General features: G+C 66.9%; 20 protein-coding genes. 5 read left to right on the top strand and 15 right to left on the bottom strand.

Features of this window, described 5'->3' with window-relative positions; translation table 11 throughout:
• Nucleotides 1-9: 9 nt before the first annotated feature.
• The 5 genes from sctP to AQ611_RS26065 all read left to right on the top strand — a co-directional run bounded on the left by sctP (nt 10) and on the right by AQ611_RS26065 (nt 3,671).
• Nucleotides 10-687 carry a type III secretion system protein SctP gene (sctP, locus tag AQ611_RS06200; RefSeq protein ID WP_083237251.1) on the top strand — a complete coding sequence of 226 codons (678 nt, stop codon included), beginning with the start codon at nt 10-12 and terminating at the stop codon, nt 685-687.
• A gap of 85 nt (nt 688-772) precedes the next feature.
• Nucleotides 773-1,999 (top strand): type III secretion system cytoplasmic ring protein SctQ, encoded by a 1,227-nt coding sequence (gene sctQ, locus AQ611_RS06195; protein ID WP_069234005.1) that lies wholly within the window; start codon nt 773-775, stop codon nt 1,997-1,999.
• Nucleotides 1,983-2,633: a type III secretion system export apparatus subunit SctR gene (gene sctR / locus AQ611_RS06190; protein WP_069234004.1), complete on the top strand. Its 651-nt coding sequence runs from the start codon at nt 1,983-1,985 to the stop codon at nt 2,631-2,633. Before sctQ ends, sctR begins: the two co-directional genes overlap by 17 nt.
• 34 nt (nt 2,634-2,667) lie before the next feature.
• Complete coding sequence (gene sctS, locus AQ611_RS06185) at nt 2,668-2,931, top strand: type III secretion system export apparatus subunit SctS (RefSeq protein ID WP_059519885.1); 264 nt, start codon at nt 2,668-2,670, stop codon at nt 2,929-2,931.
• Between the two features lie 194 nt (nt 2,932-3,125).
• Nucleotides 3,126-3,671 (top strand): hypothetical protein, encoded by a 546-nt coding sequence (locus tag AQ611_RS26065; protein WP_197517130.1) that lies wholly within the window; start codon nt 3,126-3,128, stop codon nt 3,669-3,671.
• Nucleotides 3,672-4,083: 412 nt separating this feature from the next.
• Here the strand turns inward: AQ611_RS26065 and AQ611_RS06175 are convergent, their stop codons facing one another.
• The 15 genes from AQ611_RS06175 to AQ611_RS06100 all read right to left on the bottom strand — a co-directional run bounded on the left by AQ611_RS06175 (nt 4,084) and on the right by AQ611_RS06100 (nt 18,334).
• Nucleotides 4,084-4,668 (bottom strand): hypothetical protein, encoded by a 585-nt coding sequence (locus AQ611_RS06175; RefSeq protein WP_069234002.1) that lies wholly within the window; start codon nt 4,666-4,668, stop codon nt 4,084-4,086.
• A gap of 167 nt (nt 4,669-4,835) precedes the next feature.
• Nucleotides 4,836-5,090, bottom strand: a complete 255-nt coding sequence (locus AQ611_RS25400; RefSeq protein ID WP_146011836.1) for a hypothetical protein — start codon at nt 5,088-5,090, stop codon at nt 4,836-4,838.
• A 210-nt stretch (nt 5,091-5,300) separates the two neighbouring features.
• On the bottom strand, nt 5,301-6,458 hold the full coding sequence (locus AQ611_RS06165) for a DUF2827 domain-containing protein (RefSeq protein ID WP_069235165.1): 1,158 nt from the start codon (nt 6,456-6,458) through the stop codon (nt 5,301-5,303).
• Nucleotides 6,455-7,855 (bottom strand): class I SAM-dependent methyltransferase, encoded by a 1,401-nt coding sequence (locus AQ611_RS26060; RefSeq protein WP_069234001.1) that lies wholly within the window; start codon nt 7,853-7,855, stop codon nt 6,455-6,457. The genes AQ611_RS06165 and AQ611_RS26060 overlap by 4 nt, the downstream gene beginning before the upstream one ends.
• On the bottom strand, nt 7,855-9,087 hold the full coding sequence (locus AQ611_RS26055) for a hypothetical protein (protein WP_069234000.1): 1,233 nt from the start codon (nt 9,085-9,087) through the stop codon (nt 7,855-7,857). Before AQ611_RS26055 ends, AQ611_RS26060 begins: the two co-directional genes overlap by 1 nt.
• A 20-nt stretch (nt 9,088-9,107) precedes the next feature.
• The gene (locus AQ611_RS06150; RefSeq protein ID WP_069233999.1) at nt 9,108-10,280 is read right to left on the bottom strand and encodes a UDP-galactopyranose/dTDP-fucopyranose mutase family protein; all 1,173 of its coding nucleotides are present in this window, start codon (nt 10,278-10,280) and stop codon (nt 9,108-9,110) included.
• 137 nt (nt 10,281-10,417) lie between these two features.
• A complete protein-coding gene (locus AQ611_RS06145) occupies nt 10,418-10,864 on the bottom strand; it encodes a DUF4019 domain-containing protein (protein ID WP_180978185.1) in 447 nt (148 codons plus the stop codon).
• Between the two features lie 176 nt (nt 10,865-11,040).
• Complete coding sequence (locus AQ611_RS06140) at nt 11,041-11,559, bottom strand: hypothetical protein (RefSeq protein WP_069233997.1); 519 nt, start codon at nt 11,557-11,559, stop codon at nt 11,041-11,043.
• Nucleotides 11,560-11,657: 98 nt separating this feature from the next.
• Complete coding sequence (locus AQ611_RS06135) at nt 11,658-12,794, bottom strand: DUF2827 domain-containing protein (protein WP_069233996.1); 1,137 nt, start codon at nt 12,792-12,794, stop codon at nt 11,658-11,660.
• Entirely contained in the window at nt 12,791-14,164 is a 1,374-nt protein-coding gene (locus AQ611_RS06130; protein WP_069233995.1) for a DUF2827 domain-containing protein, read from the bottom strand. Before AQ611_RS06130 ends, AQ611_RS06135 begins: the two co-directional genes overlap by 4 nt.
• Nucleotides 14,165-14,168: 4 nt before the next feature.
• Complete coding sequence (gene aqpZ, locus AQ611_RS06125) at nt 14,169-14,894, bottom strand: aquaporin Z (protein WP_197517128.1); 726 nt, start codon at nt 14,892-14,894, stop codon at nt 14,169-14,171.
• A 3-nt stretch (nt 14,895-14,897) separates the two neighbouring features.
• A complete protein-coding gene (locus tag AQ611_RS06120; RefSeq protein WP_069233994.1) occupies nt 14,898-15,302 on the bottom strand; it encodes an H-NS histone family protein in 405 nt (134 codons plus the stop codon).
• 206 nt (nt 15,303-15,508) lie between these two features.
• Nucleotides 15,509-15,769: a hypothetical protein gene (locus tag AQ611_RS06115; protein ID WP_069233993.1), complete on the bottom strand. Its 261-nt coding sequence runs from the start codon at nt 15,767-15,769 to the stop codon at nt 15,509-15,511.
• Between the two features lie 490 nt (nt 15,770-16,259).
• Entirely contained in the window at nt 16,260-16,478 is a 219-nt protein-coding gene (locus tag AQ611_RS06105) for a hypothetical protein (RefSeq protein WP_059519897.1), read from the bottom strand.
• Entirely contained in the window at nt 16,475-18,334 is a 1,860-nt protein-coding gene (locus AQ611_RS06100; RefSeq protein WP_069233991.1) for a tetratricopeptide repeat protein, read from the bottom strand. The genes AQ611_RS06105 and AQ611_RS06100 overlap by 4 nt, the downstream gene beginning before the upstream one ends.
• Nucleotides 18,335-18,337: the final 3 nt, after the last annotated feature.

Raw genomic sequence — 18,337 nt, 5'->3', positions numbered from 1 at the left:
GAACGTAGGATGGCAAACCATATCGCGGAGCGCATCGGCGCACCGCACGCTCGGCGTAAATCCGATGCGGCCCAGGAGCCTGGCAGTCTCTTAGCCGGCTCCGGGCCGCGAAAACCCGCGTCCGCGGAGAATCGTCTTACCCTGGTTGCCTGGGAGCGCTCACGGCGCCGTTGCACTTCGAACGCGGGTCAGGCATCCGGCCCGATTCAGTTGCGACCGCAACAGGCCGCCGCCCATGACGGAACGTTGGCCGCCGACTCGTTGCCGCCTGCCGACGGCAACGACGATACCGACGATTATCGTGCCGATACCGATTCCGGCCCCGATGCCTGCGCCAGTGCCGGTTCTTCTGATCGGCGGGCAAAAAAAACCGACATCGCCCAACGGCGCATCATTCCTGCAGCCGCCGTCGCGAAACTCGGTCAGCATATCGCATCGCTTTACAACGGCCTCGCCACGCTAGATTTCGGCGAATGGCAAATTCATTTTCCGCTGGATGAAGATTATTTCGGACCGACCCGGCTGACGCTGTCGTTTTCGCCAATCCTCGTGCAACTTCGCTTCGATACTTCGGTATCGCAAATAAAACAGTTACTGTTGGACCATAGCGGCGCACTTCAACGTGAGCTTGATCAGACGCTACGCGCTTGCGGTGAAACGCGCCAAATCGAGATTTTCGTATGGTAACCAACTTGCATTGGCCTGGTTCGACGCTTCGAAAGCAAAAACCGGAAGCCTTGAGGCCGTGGCGGACGAAATGAGGTCATCGCCAATGCCCATCGAATCGCCCATCGAAACGGCACAGTCCGCTGAATTCGAATCGCTGCCGCGCTTCTCGAGGATCGCCGGCGTCGAACACCGTCCGTTGAACCTGCCCGCCATCGATTCGTCGATGGCAAACATCACGCGCATACTCTGCAACCAGCGACTGATTGCGTATATAGAGGCGCGCGGCGAGATCGCGCATCTGAGCATCGAACCGCTCGATCGGTTGCCCGAATGGCAACACCCGGCGCTCGCACGGCTTTCGTTCAGCGTGCAATCAAGCGAGTTGACGGTATCCGTCGGCTTCGATCTGGACGCATATCTGGTGTTGGCTGCGGCCGTGGGAACCGACGAGCCGCCATATGAAACGGCTGCGACGCCACGCGCCGGCACCGCAGGCACCCCGCAACAGGCGATGCCGAACGCGCAATCGGCTCGATCGGATTTAAGGCAAGCGCTCGCGCGCGCGTTGCTCGAGCCCATGCTGACACTGCTGGCGCCATGCGGCTTGAACCATCCGCGCGTGCATGCGATACGCCGGCAAGCGCCGGCCGGCGAGCATGACCGCCGCTCTTTGCTGAGACTGTCATGCCGGGCGCTTGGGCGCAGCCACGAATTCGTGCTGCATACCGACAAAACGATACAGGCGCTCGAACGGCTGGCCCCCCCGCTATCTGCCGCCCGGCTCGGTTCGTTGCGTCTGCCGGGGCGGCTCATCATCGGCGTCAAGCCGCTTGCATACGATACGTTGCGTGCGCTCGCACCGGGCGATGTGATCCTGCGCGCGCTGCATCCGTCGTTGAATGCCAAATTACTTGATGCGTCCGGCGCCCCCCGTGCGAGCGTTTTCGCAACGGCCGCTTGGGGAGCGCCGGGGTGCGTCCGCTTATGTGCCGCCGTCGAGTTCGATCGACAATCTCTCGTGCTTATCAAGGAGCCCGTCATGTCCGACGCATCCGAATCCGATCTCACCGGCTCGGCCGACGAGTTGATCCATATTGGAGAGCTGGAGGTGCCGGTTCAATTCGAAGTCGATATCGTCAAACTCTCGCTTACTCAACTTGCTTCATTGAGAAGCGGTTATGTGATCGAGCTGGAAACCTCGGTCGACAAGGCCCAATTGCGTCTTGTCGCACATGGGCAAACGATCGGCTATGGAGAAATGGTGACCGTTGGAGAACATCTCGGTGTTCGAATCCTGCGGATGGCATCCGAATATGTTTCAACTGACTGATGTTACAGGGCTGCTGCTCGTCGTCATCGCGCTCAGCCTGCTGCCGTTCATTGCGATGATCGTCACCTCGTATGCGAAGATCGTGGTCGTGCTCGGGCTGCTGCGCAACGCGCTCGGCGTGCAGCAGGTGCCGCCCAATATGGTGATCAACAGCATCGCCATCCTCGTGTCGGTCTACGTGATGGCGCCGATCGGCATGACTGCGGCAAAAACGCTGGAAAACCGGCAAACCGGCATGCCGACGACACAGGTGGTCATACAAGCGTTCGATGCCGCGCGCGAGCCGTTTCGCAACTTTCTGAAAAAGCACGCGCATGAGCGCGAAAAGCGTTTTCTGTTGCGATCGGCGTCGGCGATATGGCCCAAGGAACAAGCCGACAAGCTGCGCGAAGACGATCTGATCGTTCTCGCTCCGGCATTCGCGCTGACGGAACTGGCAGACGCCTTCAAGATCGGCTTCCTGTTGTATATCGCCTTTATCGTGGTGGACCTGACCATCGCCAACATCTTGCTCGCGATGGGACTCAACCAAGTCACGCCCACCAATGTCGCGATTCCGTTCAAGCTGCTGTTGTTCGTCGTGATGGACGGCTGGTCGACGCTCGTTCATGGCCTGATATTGACCTATCGATAGCATTCGTCGGCAGCCCCACGCTGAAGGGTCCGATATGGATATTCATACACTCACGCGCTTCACCACCGAAGGCATGCTCCTGTGCCTGGCTATTTCGCTGCCGCCCGTCATCGTTGCGGCGCTGGTCGGCTTGACCGTTTCTTTCCTGCAGGCCATCACGTCCATGCAAGATCAGACCTTGTCACATGCGGCAAAACTGATTGCGGTCATGCTCGCGATCGTCATCACTGCACCCTTGGCATGCGCGGCCATCCTGCGCTTGGCCAATGAAATCATGCGCACCGCGATTCCGTCATGACTCGTATCCAGACAAGCCGCCCGGCGTACTGCGAACATGCCGGACGAACCGACTACAAACGCGACGTCGGCGGCGTGCCCAATCACGCTCAATTCTTCACGTTGTACCGAAACAGCATCCGGTTCTCATATGGGCGCGAACCTTTGCGCAGATCGTCGACGAGCGCCGCGCGCGCTGGAAAAGCGGTCAACAAATTGACTCGCCGGCGCACTAGACAGGCGGCCGACAATTTCGACGAGCAATGTTGGAACGAATTCGAACTCGAGTGGCGCGACGGCCTCGATGCGCCGTCGCCAAGCGACGGCGCCGGCGGCAATCCGAATCAACAGGAGCAAGGTCAGGAGCAACGCAGGCCGCTCAAACTGCTCTCGATATTTCGGAATGCGGACGATGCCCCGGAAAAATCGTCGTCGTCGACGGCGCTGCTCCAAGATATCGGCGCGCTGGATGATCGCTCGTTCACCGATGCGTGCCGTGACGTATTGCTGAACCACGGAGCGCACGCCTGCCTGAATCTGGTCCGACTCAGGGGCCTGTTGAAAGGAACGGATCATGCGCCGACGTTGGAATGTCTGTGGAGTCTATGCAAAGAACTGACGCCGCACGCATCTAGCGCGTACTTCCTGATGCCCCTGTTGTTCAAGGCGATGGACGCGCCTCGCACCCCAACGCAGCACGAACGCGCAGTCTGCGTCACGTTGCTGAATTTGCCGCAGGGCGTCATTCGGCCGCTCGAATGATTCAATAAAAAAACGGGCCGAATAAATTCGTCGTTCATCGAATTAAATTGTCGAATTCGACATCCTCGCCGCAAACCCGTGCATTCCTGTCGATTCGTCATGATTCGAAGCCGCCGGTGATCGTGAGTCGGCAATTCCATTCCCCGTACAAAGCGATAACGCGCACATTCGCCGGCGGTGACGGCCCATGTCGAGAGTGAACCGTTTCGCATGTTCAAGAACCTGACGGGTTGGCATCGTCGCCTCCGCATACTCTCCAACCCGTCGTCCATATGGCGGCGCTCCAGCTTGGCACACCGGTTCCGCCGGTGCCGCGGCCGCGGCATCCGCTTGCGCGGTTTGTCGGGTCAAAGGCGATCCGAATGCGGCAACGAAATGCTTGCCGATATCGGAACGCCATTGCGCCGGGCTCTCAGCCCGCGCCTCCCCGCCTGCCGATGCTCGCCAGCGTTTGTTCGGTGACATTCGCGACGAACGCGCCCGCCAGGCGGACAGGCGACGCGAACGAAACCAGCATCGCGGCATTTCCGAGGACAGTGATCCCGTTTTCCAGCCAATCGGCGGTGCGCCCGCGAGCCATATCGGTCACGCTCCGGAACATACCCCGTGCCACGCCGCCGCCGGCCTCGTAGATATCGCTTACGGTTTTCTCGATGCCGCTCTCGATACCTCGCTGGCATTTCTTCACGAGGCGCGCAGCCTCCGGGCTCACCGCATCGAGCACCGCATTGGGGACGGCCGTAACCAACGCGCTGGCGGTGCGCACCACTGCGCCGGCCGCGCGTTCCGCATTGCGCACCCCGTTTTGCACGGTCGCGCCGAGATCGGCGAATGCACGTCTGAAATCGCCGTGCAGCAGGCCATTGAGCACGTCGAACATTCCTTCGACGTTATGTTCGATACCGCTGATCGTTGAAATTGCGATTTCCTCGATACCGCGATAAACGTCTTTCCCGCCTTGCGCGATTCCATCGGAAAATTTTTTAAATGAATTCATGTCTCATTTCTTTTGTAAATTAAAAGTCATGCCGGCACGGCTGCATCCGGCCGGAAAATTGATATCGTCCGGTGTTCCCGTCACCGGACATGCCGCAGGCACAGCGCGGCTCACGCGAGCCGGTATCGTCACGCCGTCGGCGCGTGCCGGCTCCATCGCTGCCGGTCTTACGGACTGCACGGCGGCTTGGCGCGACTGCACGCGCGCCTGCGATCGTCGTTGAATTGCTCCGCACTCGTTTTCGGAGGAACCGATCGCGGCACCTCGCCCGGCTCGAAATCGCGATTTATCCTTTTATTTATTTCGTCGAATGAACGGTCGACAGCGCCGCGTGCCTCTTTCTCAGTAGGGTCATCGGCATGCACGCAATCAAAAACCAAAAAACCCAAAATCGTCAGATATTTTAAGTAATTCTTTTTCATGAAATCTCCATCGCACTGCCTTCCTACGAGTACGTTCCGTCGCATCGGATTCCGACCTGCAAACACCCTGGCGTCCGCTCGAACATACCGTTGAATCAAAGAAATTCCCGCGTTGAATCACACCTCTTCCGTTATGTCGATGCAGCAATGTAAGTGCTCCATTCATCACAGGAAAGCCGCCACGCGAAAGCCCCTGCACTGCGGCGAAAGTCACGTGCGCCGCCGCGGGCGGCCGGGCGCGGCCATCAGCGCATCGAGCAGCGTATCGTATTCGGCGACGAGCGCGGGGTTCTCGGCCGTATACCGGCGCAGCAGCGCGCGCTGCCGCGCGGCATACGCATCCCACCGCGCATCGTGCTCGCCGAGCGCGCGTTCGAGCGCCGCCGCGCCCTCGCGCACGTCATTGCCCGGATAGTAGTACCCCAAATCCGGCGCCAGCGCCGCGTTGTGCACCAGCGGATACCCCTGCCAGCATACGTCGAAGTAAAAGTAATTCAGCGGGTTCTCCCATTGATGCGAGACCACCACGTCGGTATGCCGCGCCAGAAACGTCGGCGTGTCGTAACGCCCCACGAAGCTCGCGCGCTGCGCGCGCACCAGTTCCAGATATCCCATCAGCATCACGAACTCCGGGCTGCCCGTGGCGAGATGCTCGGCGTTCGTCACGTGCGTGAAGGCAATCGCATCGGGGTCGCGCCGGAATACCTCGTCGACGATCAACAACGGATACACGCAGCATTTGACGACGTCGTGGTTCGGCTCCATGATCGTCAGCCGCTTCGCGCGCGCGCCGCTCGGCCGATACTCACCTGCGTGCGGCAACGCGCGGGCGCGCTCGGTCACGCACAGCGGGTCCCACACGAACGGCACGACGCGTGCCGGGCAGCGCCGCAGCGATTGCAGGAACGGCAGCGACGACGGCGCGATCTGCGGGATCGCCCAGACCTCGTCGTAATCGCGGTTGATCCAGAGCCCGTCCCACAAGCGCCGGCCGAACAGAATCGATTCGATCGCGTTGATATATTCGACGCCGCAGCAATAGCTGACGAGCTTCACGCCGCGCGCCTTCAGATACGCGGTCTGCGCGCCGCCGATCTGCCCGCCGAGTTCGATCAGCACGTCGAGCGCGTCTTGGGCGTCGGACCACGGCCGCGTGTCGAATACCCGGCGGTCCCACGGCAGCGCGTCGGTGATGGGCACTTCGGTGGTGTTGACGAGCGTGACCCGATGGCCGCGCGGCGATGCCATCAACAGCTTGGCCAGATAGAGCGCGTTTTGCTTGATGCCGTTGATCCACAGGCTCTCGTCCGGCGCACGCAAGCCGATCGTGATGCCGATGCGCCAACCGGAGAACCGTGCCGCGCTCATCGGGACGTCTGCCGCGACGGCGCGGCCACGGCCCGCAGGCATGCAAAGCGCCGGGCGAGCGCGGCACGCCAGCGCCGGATCACCTGCCGCGCCGAAGCGGCCTCGGCCGCGCGCAGTCGCGCGCGCAGCACGGCCAGCGCGGCGCCCTGCTCGGCCATGCGGACCTGCATGCGCCGCTGCCGGTCCTCGGCGGCGTCCAGCGCGCGATGGGCGTCGTCCAGCGCCGTCTCATAGGTCTGCTGGATCTGCTGCGACTGCACCTCCAACTGCCGCAGCCGCGCGCGCGTCGCGCCCAGCTCGGCGAGCGCCTCGCTCTGGCTGGCGAGTTGCGCATGCAGCCGCGCGCGCTCATGCGCAGCCTGCTCGCGTTCCGCGCCCCATGCGCTCAGCCGCGCGTCCCGCTCGGCCAACCGCGCCCGCAAATCCGCCCCCTGCTGGGCCTGCTCGGCCAAGTGCCGCACGAGTTGCTCACGCAGCGCGGCCACGTCCAAATTGCGGCGATGCAGTTCGCGCTCGGCCTGGCTCACCAGCCGATGCGCGGTGCCGGCGTCGTGGCGCAGCCGCTCGAATTCGTCCTGGCGCGACGCGAGTTCGAGGTCCAGCGCATCGATGACGATCCGTTGACTGACGGCGCTGCCCAGGCGCGCATAGATCGTATGCAGCGCGGTGCGAGTGCCCGCGTCGGCGGCAAACAGCTCGGCGAGCGCCGGCAGCGGCTGCGTGCCGACGCCGAGCACGCCCAGGCCGTCGTTGTGCGCCAGCGCGAACGACGGATAGCACGCGCCGAGTTCCTGCCAGAGCCGCCACGTGCCGAAACCGGGCTGGCGCCGGTGGATGTCGTGAAGCACCACCACGGCGCGGGCCGACAGCTTGGGCAGCCACGCGCGAAAGTCGTGCAGCGCGGCGTCGTAGTCGGGCCGGCCGTCCAGATGCAGCAGGTCGACTTCGCCGTCGGCGAAATACGGCAACGCGTCGTCCGCGCCCATCGGCAGCCGGCGCGAGATCGCCGCATAGTGCGTGTCGTGGAACGCGGCAAGCAGCGCGCGGGCCTGCTCGGTGTGAAGGGGCTGGGCGCACGCGTCGTCGTCGCGGTCGCATGGCCCGCTTCCCACGGCATAGCAGCGCGTCGCGAGATTCAGGCGGACGACGGCCTGGCAGAAGGTCAGATAGGTCAGGCCCTGACGCGCGCCGAGCGCGACGAGGGTGCGCGGCGCCATCGCCTCGGTCAGCCAGAAGACGAACGGCGCGTACTCGTGCGCGGTGCCGACGCCGTCATGCTCGGGCAGCCAGAACGATGCGGCGCTCAGGCCGGGCCAGCGCCACGTGGCCGGCGCGCCACACCCCTCGCTTTCATCGCCGCGCGGCGCGGCGCCCGGCACGATCGGAAACGCGGCCATCAAGCACGCTCCCCCGAGACGGTGCGCGCCCGGCGGCGGGACACGAGACGGCTCAGCACGTTGGTCATATGGCTCAGATGGTGGGCGTTCAGCGGCGCGGTGAACACCGAGCGCTTGAGCAGCGGAAAGCCGCATTCGAGCATCACATCCCACAGGGCATGGAACGGATCGGTGTCGCCGTGGCGCTCGAGCCGCGCGCGGCGCCACGTGTGAGCCCGGGCCGGATCGGCGGCTTCGAGGATCTGCTCGTAGGTCCAGACGGCCTGCATCGGTACGCCGCGCGCGCGCATGAAACGCGAGAAACCGTGCTCGCAGCCGTTGAGCGCGCCGGCGCGCTCCTGCAGCGGCCGCCAGGCGGCCCAAAAGTCGCGCCACGCGGCGCACTGCACGAGTTGCGGCGAACAGTATAGAAAGAACGACGGCAAATGCCCGTCGTACAACCACCCGTCGATTGCGCCGGTGAGCACGGCGTGGCTCTCGCGGGCCCGCGCGAAGAGCGGCGTGAGGCTGTTCACGGTGTCGACCACGCTGTCGTTGGTGAGCACGAGCGGATGATGCGGCGTGAAGCCGTCGCGCTCGAGCAGCCGCAGGCCGACGTGATACAGGCCCCAGTCGTGCGCGCGGTTGCGGGTCTGTACGATGCGCCACACGCGGCGTGCAAGCTGCGCGTGCGCCGCCGGCGCGAGCGGGGCGCTTTGCGTGACGAACAGCAGGCAGGTGTCCTGCCCGGCCAGCGCGTCGAGATAATCGTAGACATAAGGGGCGATGTCGCCGTGGGTATCGTGATGGGCGAACAGCACGATCGCCTGACCGGCCTCGGGCGGCGGGCCGACGCGCTGATCGTGCAGCACGATCTGCCCGGCCTTGAAGCGCGCCAGCTCGTCGCGCGCGAAGCGGGCTTCGCGGCCCAGCAGCCCGAACAGCTCGGCGCGCCAGCGGGCGGGCGCCAGCGCGTGGCCATGCGCGTCGTGCCATTGCCTCACCGAGAACAGCGCATTGGGATCGCGGGGCGCATCGCGCGTCTGCCCGCAGAAATGCTCGACGCAATGCATGCCGTCGGGCATCGACGCGCCATACGCATGCCGATAGAAGTCCGGATCGAACAGCGCATTGGGGCCGACGGCGTCCTGCTCGAGCAGGCACTCGCGCGCGGACAGCTCGGGGCGGCCGCTCGCGTCGCGGATCCAGTCGAGGTCGATCAGCGGATGGGGCGGATAAGTATCGCGGCTCATGGTGGGCGCCTGGGTAGCCGTCACGCGCGCGCGCAAAAGGCCAGCGCGGTGCGGATGACCTGATGCATCCGGTAGTCGCGGTACTCGGCCAGGCGCCCGCCAAAGTGCACATGGCCGGCGAGCGACTCGGCCGCCTGCCGGTAACGCTGCGACAGCAGCGTGTTCCATGCGTCGTTGACCGGATAGTCCGGCGCTTGGCCCGGCTCACGGGCCTGCAGATAGACGCGGGTAATCAGCGTGCGCCCGGTGGCGGGCGCGGCGGCCGGGGCGCCTGACCATCCGGCGGGCACCACCTCGGGCAACACGGTTGACGCCGCGCCGGCCCCCGCTCCCTCGGCGTCGAAGTGCTTGTGCTCGATGATGCGGGTGTACGGCACGGTGGATTCGGCGTAGTGGACGACGGGCGCGCCCTGGAAATCGGCCACCGGCAGCACCTCGCGCTCGAGGCGCAGCGTGCGGTACGCGAGCGGGCCGAAACGCTCGTCGAAAAACGCATCGATGGGGCCCGTGTAGATCACGCGCGGGTAGCGCTTGAGCCAGTCGTCGCGCCGGTAGAGGAAATCGATGCCCAGGTGCACGTCGCTGCCGGCGAGCATCCGCGCGATCATCGGCGTGTAGCCGTCGAGCGGCAGGCCCTGATAGCGGTCGCTGACATAGCGGTCGTCGAAGCTCAGCCGCACGGGCAGGCGCGCGGTGAACGCGGCGGGCAGCTGGGCCGGATGACGGCCCCACTGCTTGACGGTATAGCCTTCGATAAAGAGCCGGTACAGCGTCGGGCCGAGCGTGGCCAGACAGGCCTGCTCGAGCGTCTCGGGCGCCGCGCACGGAATGCGTTCGGCCGCGAGGCGCGCGTGCGCGTCGCGCGGCGTGCTGGTGCCGAACACCTGTTGCAGCGTCATCAGGTTGATCGGGAAGCTGTAACGATGCGCGCCATGCGCGACCTTGACGCGATGCTCGTATGGCCGGAACTCGGCGAAGCGGTTCACGTAGTCCCAAATCGGCTTGGCATCGGTATGAAACACAGGGGCGCCATATACATACTCGTGACATCGCACATCGGCGTGATAGCGGGTGTACGCATGGCCGCCGATGTGCTCGCGCTTGTCGAGCACCGTGCAGCGATGGCCGCGCCGCGTCAGCTCGTGCGCGCAGACCGCGCCGTACAGCCCCGCGCCGACGATCAGCACCTTCATCGGCTGCCTCCGGCCGGATCGGGCGCGACGGGCGCACCGCACACGACGGCCCGGCGCCCGCCGCCGCGCGGGCTGCCGGGCGACGCATCGGTCGACGGCATCGCGTCCGTATGCGGGAAGGACATGGCGGCCCCGGCTCAAGAACGCGGCTGACTGGCGGGCGAGCTGGCGGGCTGCGCCGCGGCTGCGGGCGCGGGCCGGCGCGGCACGTAGCCCGTCAGGCGCCACTGGCCGTCGGGCTCGAGCCGGAAGCTCAATTGCTCGAAGACGACCTGCCCGCTCGCGAGCGTCGTCACGTAATCGACGTTCGCGTACATCCCTTCGGGCGCGCCCTGCGAGCCGGACAACGCGATGCGCGCGACGTTCGACCAGCCGCGCTGCGCCACGGGCCCCATCGCCTGGCGCGCCTGCTTGATCGGCTTGACGAATTGCGCCTGCTTCATCTGCGTATGCACGAACGGCGCCATGCCGCGCCAGACCGCGTCGTATTGCGCGGCGTCGAGCTGCTTGACGATCGCGTCGGCGTCGCGGATCAGCGCATCGGCGGACGTGCCGGGCGGGGTCTGCGCGTGCGCGGGCGGCATGCTCCAGGCCGAGGCCAGTGCAACGCACGCAGCGGCGGCCCAACGGGCGAAGCAAAAAAAACGACGCGAAGCCAAAGCGAGTGAACGGGTGTGTTTCACAGTCATCTCCTGAGCTTGAGGTCATGCCATCCATCGACGAACGCCCTGCGGCCTCGCCCGAGGCCGCAGGCGGGGTTTCATTCGCGCTCGCCCATTGCGCACGCGCCATCCGGGTCGATGACGGCCAGGATTTCGATGCGCGCGTCGCGCACGCGGTAATCGAGCAGGCAGCCGGGCACCGGCTCGGCACGGCGCACGCCGGCGGCAGGGGCAGGCGGATAGAACGCGGGCCAGCGGGCGATCAGGGCCAGCACCGCATCCAGTTGGCGCAAGCACCAAACGGAATCGCGCTCGGCCGGGCAAGCGGTCAGCCAGCGCTCGAGTTCGCGCAGCGCGCCGCGGCGCCAGACGACCGGCGCGGCGCCCGGCGCGGGCGGACGCGGCACCGGGCGCGCCAGACCGATTCGGCGCGCGAGTGCCGCGAGCGCGCTCGGCGCATCGATCAGCTCGGCCTCGACCGGCTCGGCATCGAGGGCCGGCCGCGCGTCGCCGCCGCCAGCCGTCGCGTTCAGTTGCACACGCAATTGCGCGCCTCGCGCGACTTGCCGCGCGAGGCTGTCCTTGTGCCGAATTTCGACCGCCCATCCCGTTGCCATCGCGACTCCCCCGTCGAGCATGCGGCGTCGCGTGACGCCGCGGGTTGTGTGCTGTCTGCGTGCTGCTTATTTCATTCGTGCTGCCTGCCGCCGCGCGTTCATCGCGGGTAATACAACGCGGCGATCGCTGCGCGATACGCGGCGATATTCGCGTCATACTCCGGTGCCAGCGTGCGTAAAAACGCCTGCGCGGTGCGGCGATAGGCGTCCAAATTCAAGTCATGCTCCGCGTGCGCACGCAGCAGCGCACTGCCGAGCGCTTCGACGTCGAACTCCGGATACCGATAGCCGCACGCGCCGATCATCGGCGAGTTGTGAATCAACGGATAAGCGCCGTGCAGCGCTTCGTAATACAGATAGTTCTGCGCGTTCTCCCACTGGTGGCTGACCACCGCGTCGATACGCGAAGCCGCGACCTGATAGAACGGATAGCGCGGCTCGAACGACGCCAGGCCGTGCCGCACCAGCTCGAGGCTCGCGGCGAACTCGGCGAAGCCCGGGCGCGCGCCCAGATGCGCGGCGTTGAAGACGTGCACGCTGTCGAGCCGCTCGGGCGCGAGCCGGTGCGCGGCATCGCAGCCGAGCACCGGCACGAAACTCGTCTTGACCATGCAAAGGTTCGGCTCGAAGATCCCCGCTCGCCAGCGCGCGCGTCCAGGCCGATAGCCGAACGGCGTATCGGCGGGCAGCGCGGCGGCGGCACGCTCGAGCACCACGGGGCTCCACAAATGCGGGACGATCGTCACGGGCGCGCGGAACGTATGCGCGAAATACGGCGCGCAGCTCACCTCGTATTCCGGCAGGGTCCAGACGGCGTGATACGGCGCGCCGGTAATCAGCAAGCCGGGCTCGAGCTGAAACATCATGCGCTCGATGTCGATCACGTAGTCGTTGCCGACCCGCATCGAGACGATCTTGCCGCCCGCGTCTCGAAACGCGGCCACCCAATGGCGATCGAGCTGCGCGCTCATCTCGATCATCAAGTCCAGATGGTGCGCGGCGTCGGCCATACCGATGACGGGCACGGGGGCGTCGGCGAGAAAGCGCCGCGCGTCGTCGAGCGTGCCGTCGCCGCCGCCCGCGACGAGACACACCTGTTCGATGCCGGGAATGCGCTTGAGCAGCATCGCGAGGAACAGGCAATTCTGGAAGATGCCGTTTTCCCACAGCGATTGCTGCCCCTGGCGCACGAAGATCGACACGCCGACGCGGCGTGGCAGCACGGCCGCGCTCATGCCGAGCCTCCCGGCGCCGGGGTGGCCCGGGCGCCGCGCGCAGCGGGCGATGCGGGCGCAGGGCCGGCCGTGTTTGCCGTGTTTGCCGTGTTTGCCGTGTTTGCCGTGTTTGCCGTGTTTGCCGTGTTTGCCGTGTTTGCCGTGTTTGCCGTGTTTGCCGTGTTTGCCGTGTTTGCCGTGTTTGCCGTGTTTGCCGTGTTCGCCGTGTTCGCCGCGCCGGCGTGCGGCGGCTCGTCCGCCGCGCCCGCCGCACGCGCTCCTCCCGCCCGCTGCGGCGCGAGCCGCCACAACGCCCGCGCATAGGCATCCTGATTGGCGCGCGCGAGCGGGTCCACCTGCCGGAACACGTCGCGCGCGCGCGCCCGGTACGTCTGAAGCCCGCGCGCGTGCGTGTGCACCGCGCTCAACAGCGCCTGCGCGCCCGCGTCAATCTCGAAGTCCGGGTAGTAATACCCCGCATCGCGCAGCCACGCCGCGTTGTGGATCAGCGGATAGTCGCCGTACAGCACATCCAGGTGGTTGTAGTTCTGCGCGTTGGTCCACTGATGCGAGACCACTGCGTCGGCATGTTGCGCCAGGAAGCCGACCACGTCGTGACGCCCATGAAAAACCGCGCATTGCTGCTTGACGAGATCCAGCGAGTGCGCCAGGTGCAGCAGCGTCGGATGCTCCGTCATGTGCAGCGTGTTCAGCACGTGCATCGCTTCGACGGCGTCGGGCTCGGCGCGATACGCGGCGTCGCAGATCAGCATCGGCACGCACGCGGCCTTGACCACCGACACGTTCGGCTCGAAGATCGCCACCCGCAGCCCCCGCCGCACGGGCTCGTAGCCATAACGCAGGCCGAGCGCGCCGATCTCGGCCGCGCGGGCCGCGACGAAGCGCGCGTCCCACAGATACGGCACCTGCTCGGCATCGCAGCGATACAGCGTGCGCAACAGCGGCGCATGCCGCGCATCCTTCGGCAGATACCACACCGCATCGCAACGGTCGTAGCGCGCCGCATAGTTCGGCCGCTCGAATACGATCGGCTCGACCAGGTTCACATAAGGCTGGCCGCAGCAGTGGAACACGACCCGCTTGCCGCGCGCGCGCATCAGATCGAGCCACGCGACGTCCAGGCCGCCGCCCATCTCGATGATCACGTCGAGCGCGTCGCCCGCCTCGCGCGGCGCGACGAGCGGCAGTGCGCGCGCGCGCGCGTCGGCTTGCGCGGCGAGCGTGGGCTGGTCGCCACAATTGAGCAGCAGCACGGCCTCGACGAACGGGATCTGCTGGAGCAGATCGGCCAGAAACAGGATGTTCTGGCCGATGCCGTTCTCCCAGAGATTCTGACCGGCGTGCGTGAGCACGGAAAGTCCGATACGCATGGTCTCAAGCCCCGATCCGCACGCGCCGGCCCGCCGCCGTGCGCCGGCCGCCGCTCACGAGCGCATCGAGCGCGGCCGCGAGCACCGCGCCCGCGCCCGGCGCGCACCAGAACAGCCATAACTGTTTGAGCGCGTCGCCGCCGACGATCAGCGCGGGCCCGCTCGAGCGCGCCGGATTGATCGACGCGTTCGTGACAGGCATCGCGATCAGATACGCGAGCGCCAACGCCAAGCCCGCCGCCACCGGCGCGCTGCGTGCGCTCGCGCGCAGCACGACCAGCACGAAGCCGGCCGTGCACACCGTCTCGGTAAAAAACGCGGCGGCCATCGAATACTGTCCCGGCGAGCGCGCGTCGTAACCGTTGGCCGCCAGCCCGCTGGCGAGCACGTCGACGCCGGGCTTGCCTGCGGCGATCAGATAGACCGCGCCCGCGCCGAGCAAGGCGCCGGCCAGCTGCGCGATCAGATACGGCACGAGATCGCGCAGCGCAAGGCGCCCGGCGAGCGCGAGCGCCAAGCTCACGGCCGGATTCAGGTGCGCCCCCGACACCGGGCCGAGCGCGCAGGCCATCGTCAGCATCGCGAAGCCGAACGCAAGCGACACGCCGATAAAGCCGATGCCGGTCTCCGGATAGACGCTCGCCAGCACGGCGCTGCCGCAGCCGCCGAACACCAGCCAGAAAGTGCCGATCACCTCGGCACTGCAGCGTTGAATCATCGCGCTCGGCATCGTTCAATGCTCCTGTTCAGGCGTGGAGTCGTGCGGCCCGTCGGCCGCATCGGCATCAGCATCGGCATCGCCGAGCCCCCCGGCGTCGCCAGCCTGCTGCGCGAGCGTCTTTAAGCGGAATTCCTCGGGATCGTGGCCGGCCATCCACCGCGGCCGCTTGCCGCGCCCGGACCAGGTGGCCCCTGTCTTCGGGTCCCAGTAGCGCGGCTCGACGCGGCGCCGGCGGCGGTCCCCGCTCTCCTCGGCGGCCAGCCAGTCGTCCAGGTCCTGCACGCTGATCTCGTACTCGCGCATCAGCTTGAGAATCTGTTCGGTGATATCGCGCCGCCGGGTGGCGCGCACCGCGGCGATCTCTGCATCGAGCTGCGCGCGCTTGGCGAGCAGCTCCTCATACGGGTCTATCATCATCGTTGGCTCCTTCTTGCATGCGCATCCGTCCGCGCATGGGCGGCCGGACACTCCCCATCTAAAAACGCGTGCCGAGCTGACAGCCGCCCGCCGCGGCGCCGTTCGTCGCGCTCGCCCCGCAACCCAGCACGCCGCAGCCGGCGAGCGTGGCGAGCCAGAGGGCGGCGATGACCGCGCGAACGAACCGGGCGCGCCGCCGCGCGGGCCTACGACACCAGCCAATGCAGCAGTGCATACAAACCCAAGGCGATCAGCAGTGCGACCGCAAACGGCGCAAGCGTGCGGCACACCGTGGCCCAGATGTCGGGGGAACCGCCGGCGCCCACGCCTACGTGCGCGTCGTCCGCCACGCGCGCGCGTGGCCGGCACGGCGCCCGCCCGCGCGCCTCGCCGCCCTCGCATGCGCGTTGATGAAGCTCTCCCTGCTGCTGGACAGCGTTGCCGTCCGCTGTGCGATCCGCCTTCATGCACTCCACTCCCCAGCGCGTCGCGCGCCGTGTCCCCATGCACTGTCTGTCATCGACCCCGTGCCGCTCGCCCTATCGGCGGCTGCTCGCCACGCCCTTTGCGTCACCGTCATTCCTTCCATTACCGCTGCCTTTTACGTCACGACCGCTATCTGCGTCGGCACTGCCTGCGCCGCACCGCTGCCGCCTGCCTCAGCGCGGCTTTGACGTCACGGCTACCCGTTGGCTTTCTGCCGTTTGTTGCTCGACTACCAGCTCCTGCACATGTGCCGCCGCTCGCATCACGACGGCTTGCGCGCCGCTGCCGGCTGCTGCCTCACTGCCACCGCCATGCTTCTACCCGCTGCCTTCCACCTTCCGGCCACCGCTTGCTCCAACACCACGCTTTGCCTGCCGCCGCTCATGCCACGGCAACTCCCGCGCCACCGCGCGCGCTCGCGCCGCACCATCCTTGCCGTCGTGCCGCACGGCGCGTGACCGCCGCCGCGCGTCACTGCAACGCATGCAAGCCCACGTACAACGCCAGCACGACCAGCGACGCGATCACCCACGGCGCCGCCCAGCGGCAGGCCGTCGCCAGTTCCGCGCGCCAGTCGAGCCCGGCAAGCGGGCGTGCCACGCGGCGCGGCACGCCCACGTCCTTCATGTCCGTCAAGCCCCGTTGCTGCTGCGCGTCGTCATGGCCCGGCTTGCGCGGCGCGGGCGTCATGTCGTGCCTGCCGCGTCCGGCGCCGTCTCGCATGCCGCCGCCCGCGCGCGCAGATCCCGTCCGAGCCGCTGCAGCACCGGCTGCCACGCGCCGAACGCCGGCTGCCGGTACAGCCGCATCGACGGATACCACGGGCTGTCGTCGCGATCCGTCAGCCACACCCAATGCGGATTCACATCCAGCAGCACCCAGGTCGGCACGTTCAGCGCGCCCGCCAGATGCGCGATCGACGTGCACACGGTGATCACCAGATCGAGTTGACTGACGAACGCCGCGGTCTCGTCGAAGGTCTTGAACGCCTTGGTGTGATCGATCAGCGCGAGCCCGCCGCGTCCGATCGCCTCCAGCTCCGCGCGCGTGGCCTCCACCTGCAGGTTGTAGGCCTGCACCTGCTCGATGCCCGCCAGCGCGCGCGCCAGCGCCGACGGCGGCACCGACCGGTGCGCATTACGCTGATGCGTGCGGCTGCCGCTCCAAACCAGCCCGACCTTGAGCCGCGCGCCCGCCGACGCGCAGCGGTTGCGCCAGCGCGCCGTCTGCGCCGCATCGGCCTTCAGATAGGGCGGCGCATAGCCGGACAGTGCGTCGAGCGACACGTCCAGCGCAAGCGGCAGACTGCCGAGCGGAAGCTGGTAATCGTGCGGCGGAATCGCCTGCGGCAGCGATGGCGCGATCTGCTCCACCCGGCCCGCGAGACTGCGCGAGACGAGCGGCAGCAGATTCGGAAACGTGCAATACGCCACCTCGCCGCCCGCCTCGCGCACGCGTTGCGCGAACGCCGGCACGAAGCGGGCGAATTGCAGCACGTCGCCGTAACCCTGCTCGCTCCACACCAGCACCGTTTTGCCCGCCACATCCTGATCGGCCAGGCGCGGCGCGCTCCAGTTCAACTGCACCGTGCGCAATTCCGGCGAGCCCTGCCAGCGCGCTTCGTGGTGCGTCCAGCCGTTCGCATAGTCGCCGCGCACGAGCTGCAGCATCGCGAGCGACCACCGGTATGACGCGTGCTGCGGCTCCAGCGCGCACGCACGCTCGATCGCTTCGGTCGCCGCCGTCCAGTCCTGCAGTTCCTTGAGTGCGTTCGAATAGCCTTGCCATGCAATCGCGTGACGCGGATTCAGCGCGAGCGCACGCTCGGCCGCGATGCGCGCGGCCGCCGGATCGCCGCGCTTGAGCCACAGCACCGACAGGTTCGCCCACGCGAGCGCGTTGCCGGGATCGGCCTTCAGCGCCAGGTCGAGCTGGGTCTTGGCCGCCGCGTAATCGCGCTGGTCCAGGTACAGCGCGGCCAGGTTGCTGCGCAACATCGGCCGGTTCGGCGCGAGCCCCGCGCAGCGGTGATAGGCGTTGAGCGCCGCCGCATGCTGCTGATTCAGTTGCTGCACGTAGCCGAGCCAGAACCACGCGTCGGCGTCGTCCTGCGCGCGCCCGGCGTGCGTCTGCGCGACGGCGAGCGCCGTCTCGTGGCGGCCAGACTGAATCAGCAGGTCGAGCCACTCGGGCGCCCACGCCGCGAACTCGCCGGTCTGCGCCCAAGCCCGCTCGAACCAGTCGAGCGCGTCCTGCGCATCGCGCTGCGCGCAGGCGAGCCGGGCCCGCTCCACCAGCAAGCCGGCATGGTCCGGATGCCGTTCGAGCGCGCGCTCGAGCGCCGTGCGCGCGTCCGGATAATGGCCGCGCAGCCGCAGCACGCGGCTTGCCAGCAACACCACGTCCGGCTGCGCCGCGTGGGCGGCGTCGTGCGAGTCGAGCAGCAGCGCGGCCGTTACCAGGTCGCCTTGCGCGAGCGCCGCTTCGGCGAACGCAGACCACGCCTCGGGCGCGGCAGAGGAAATCGATTCAATCACGGTTGCCATGGT

This window comes from Burkholderia singularis, from assembly GCF_001718875.1.
GTDB classification, from domain to species: Bacteria; Pseudomonadota; Gammaproteobacteria; order Burkholderiales; family Burkholderiaceae; genus Burkholderia; species Burkholderia singularis.
Note: the sequence above shows the minus strand (reverse complement) of the source record. Positions and strands in the feature narration are given on the sequence as shown.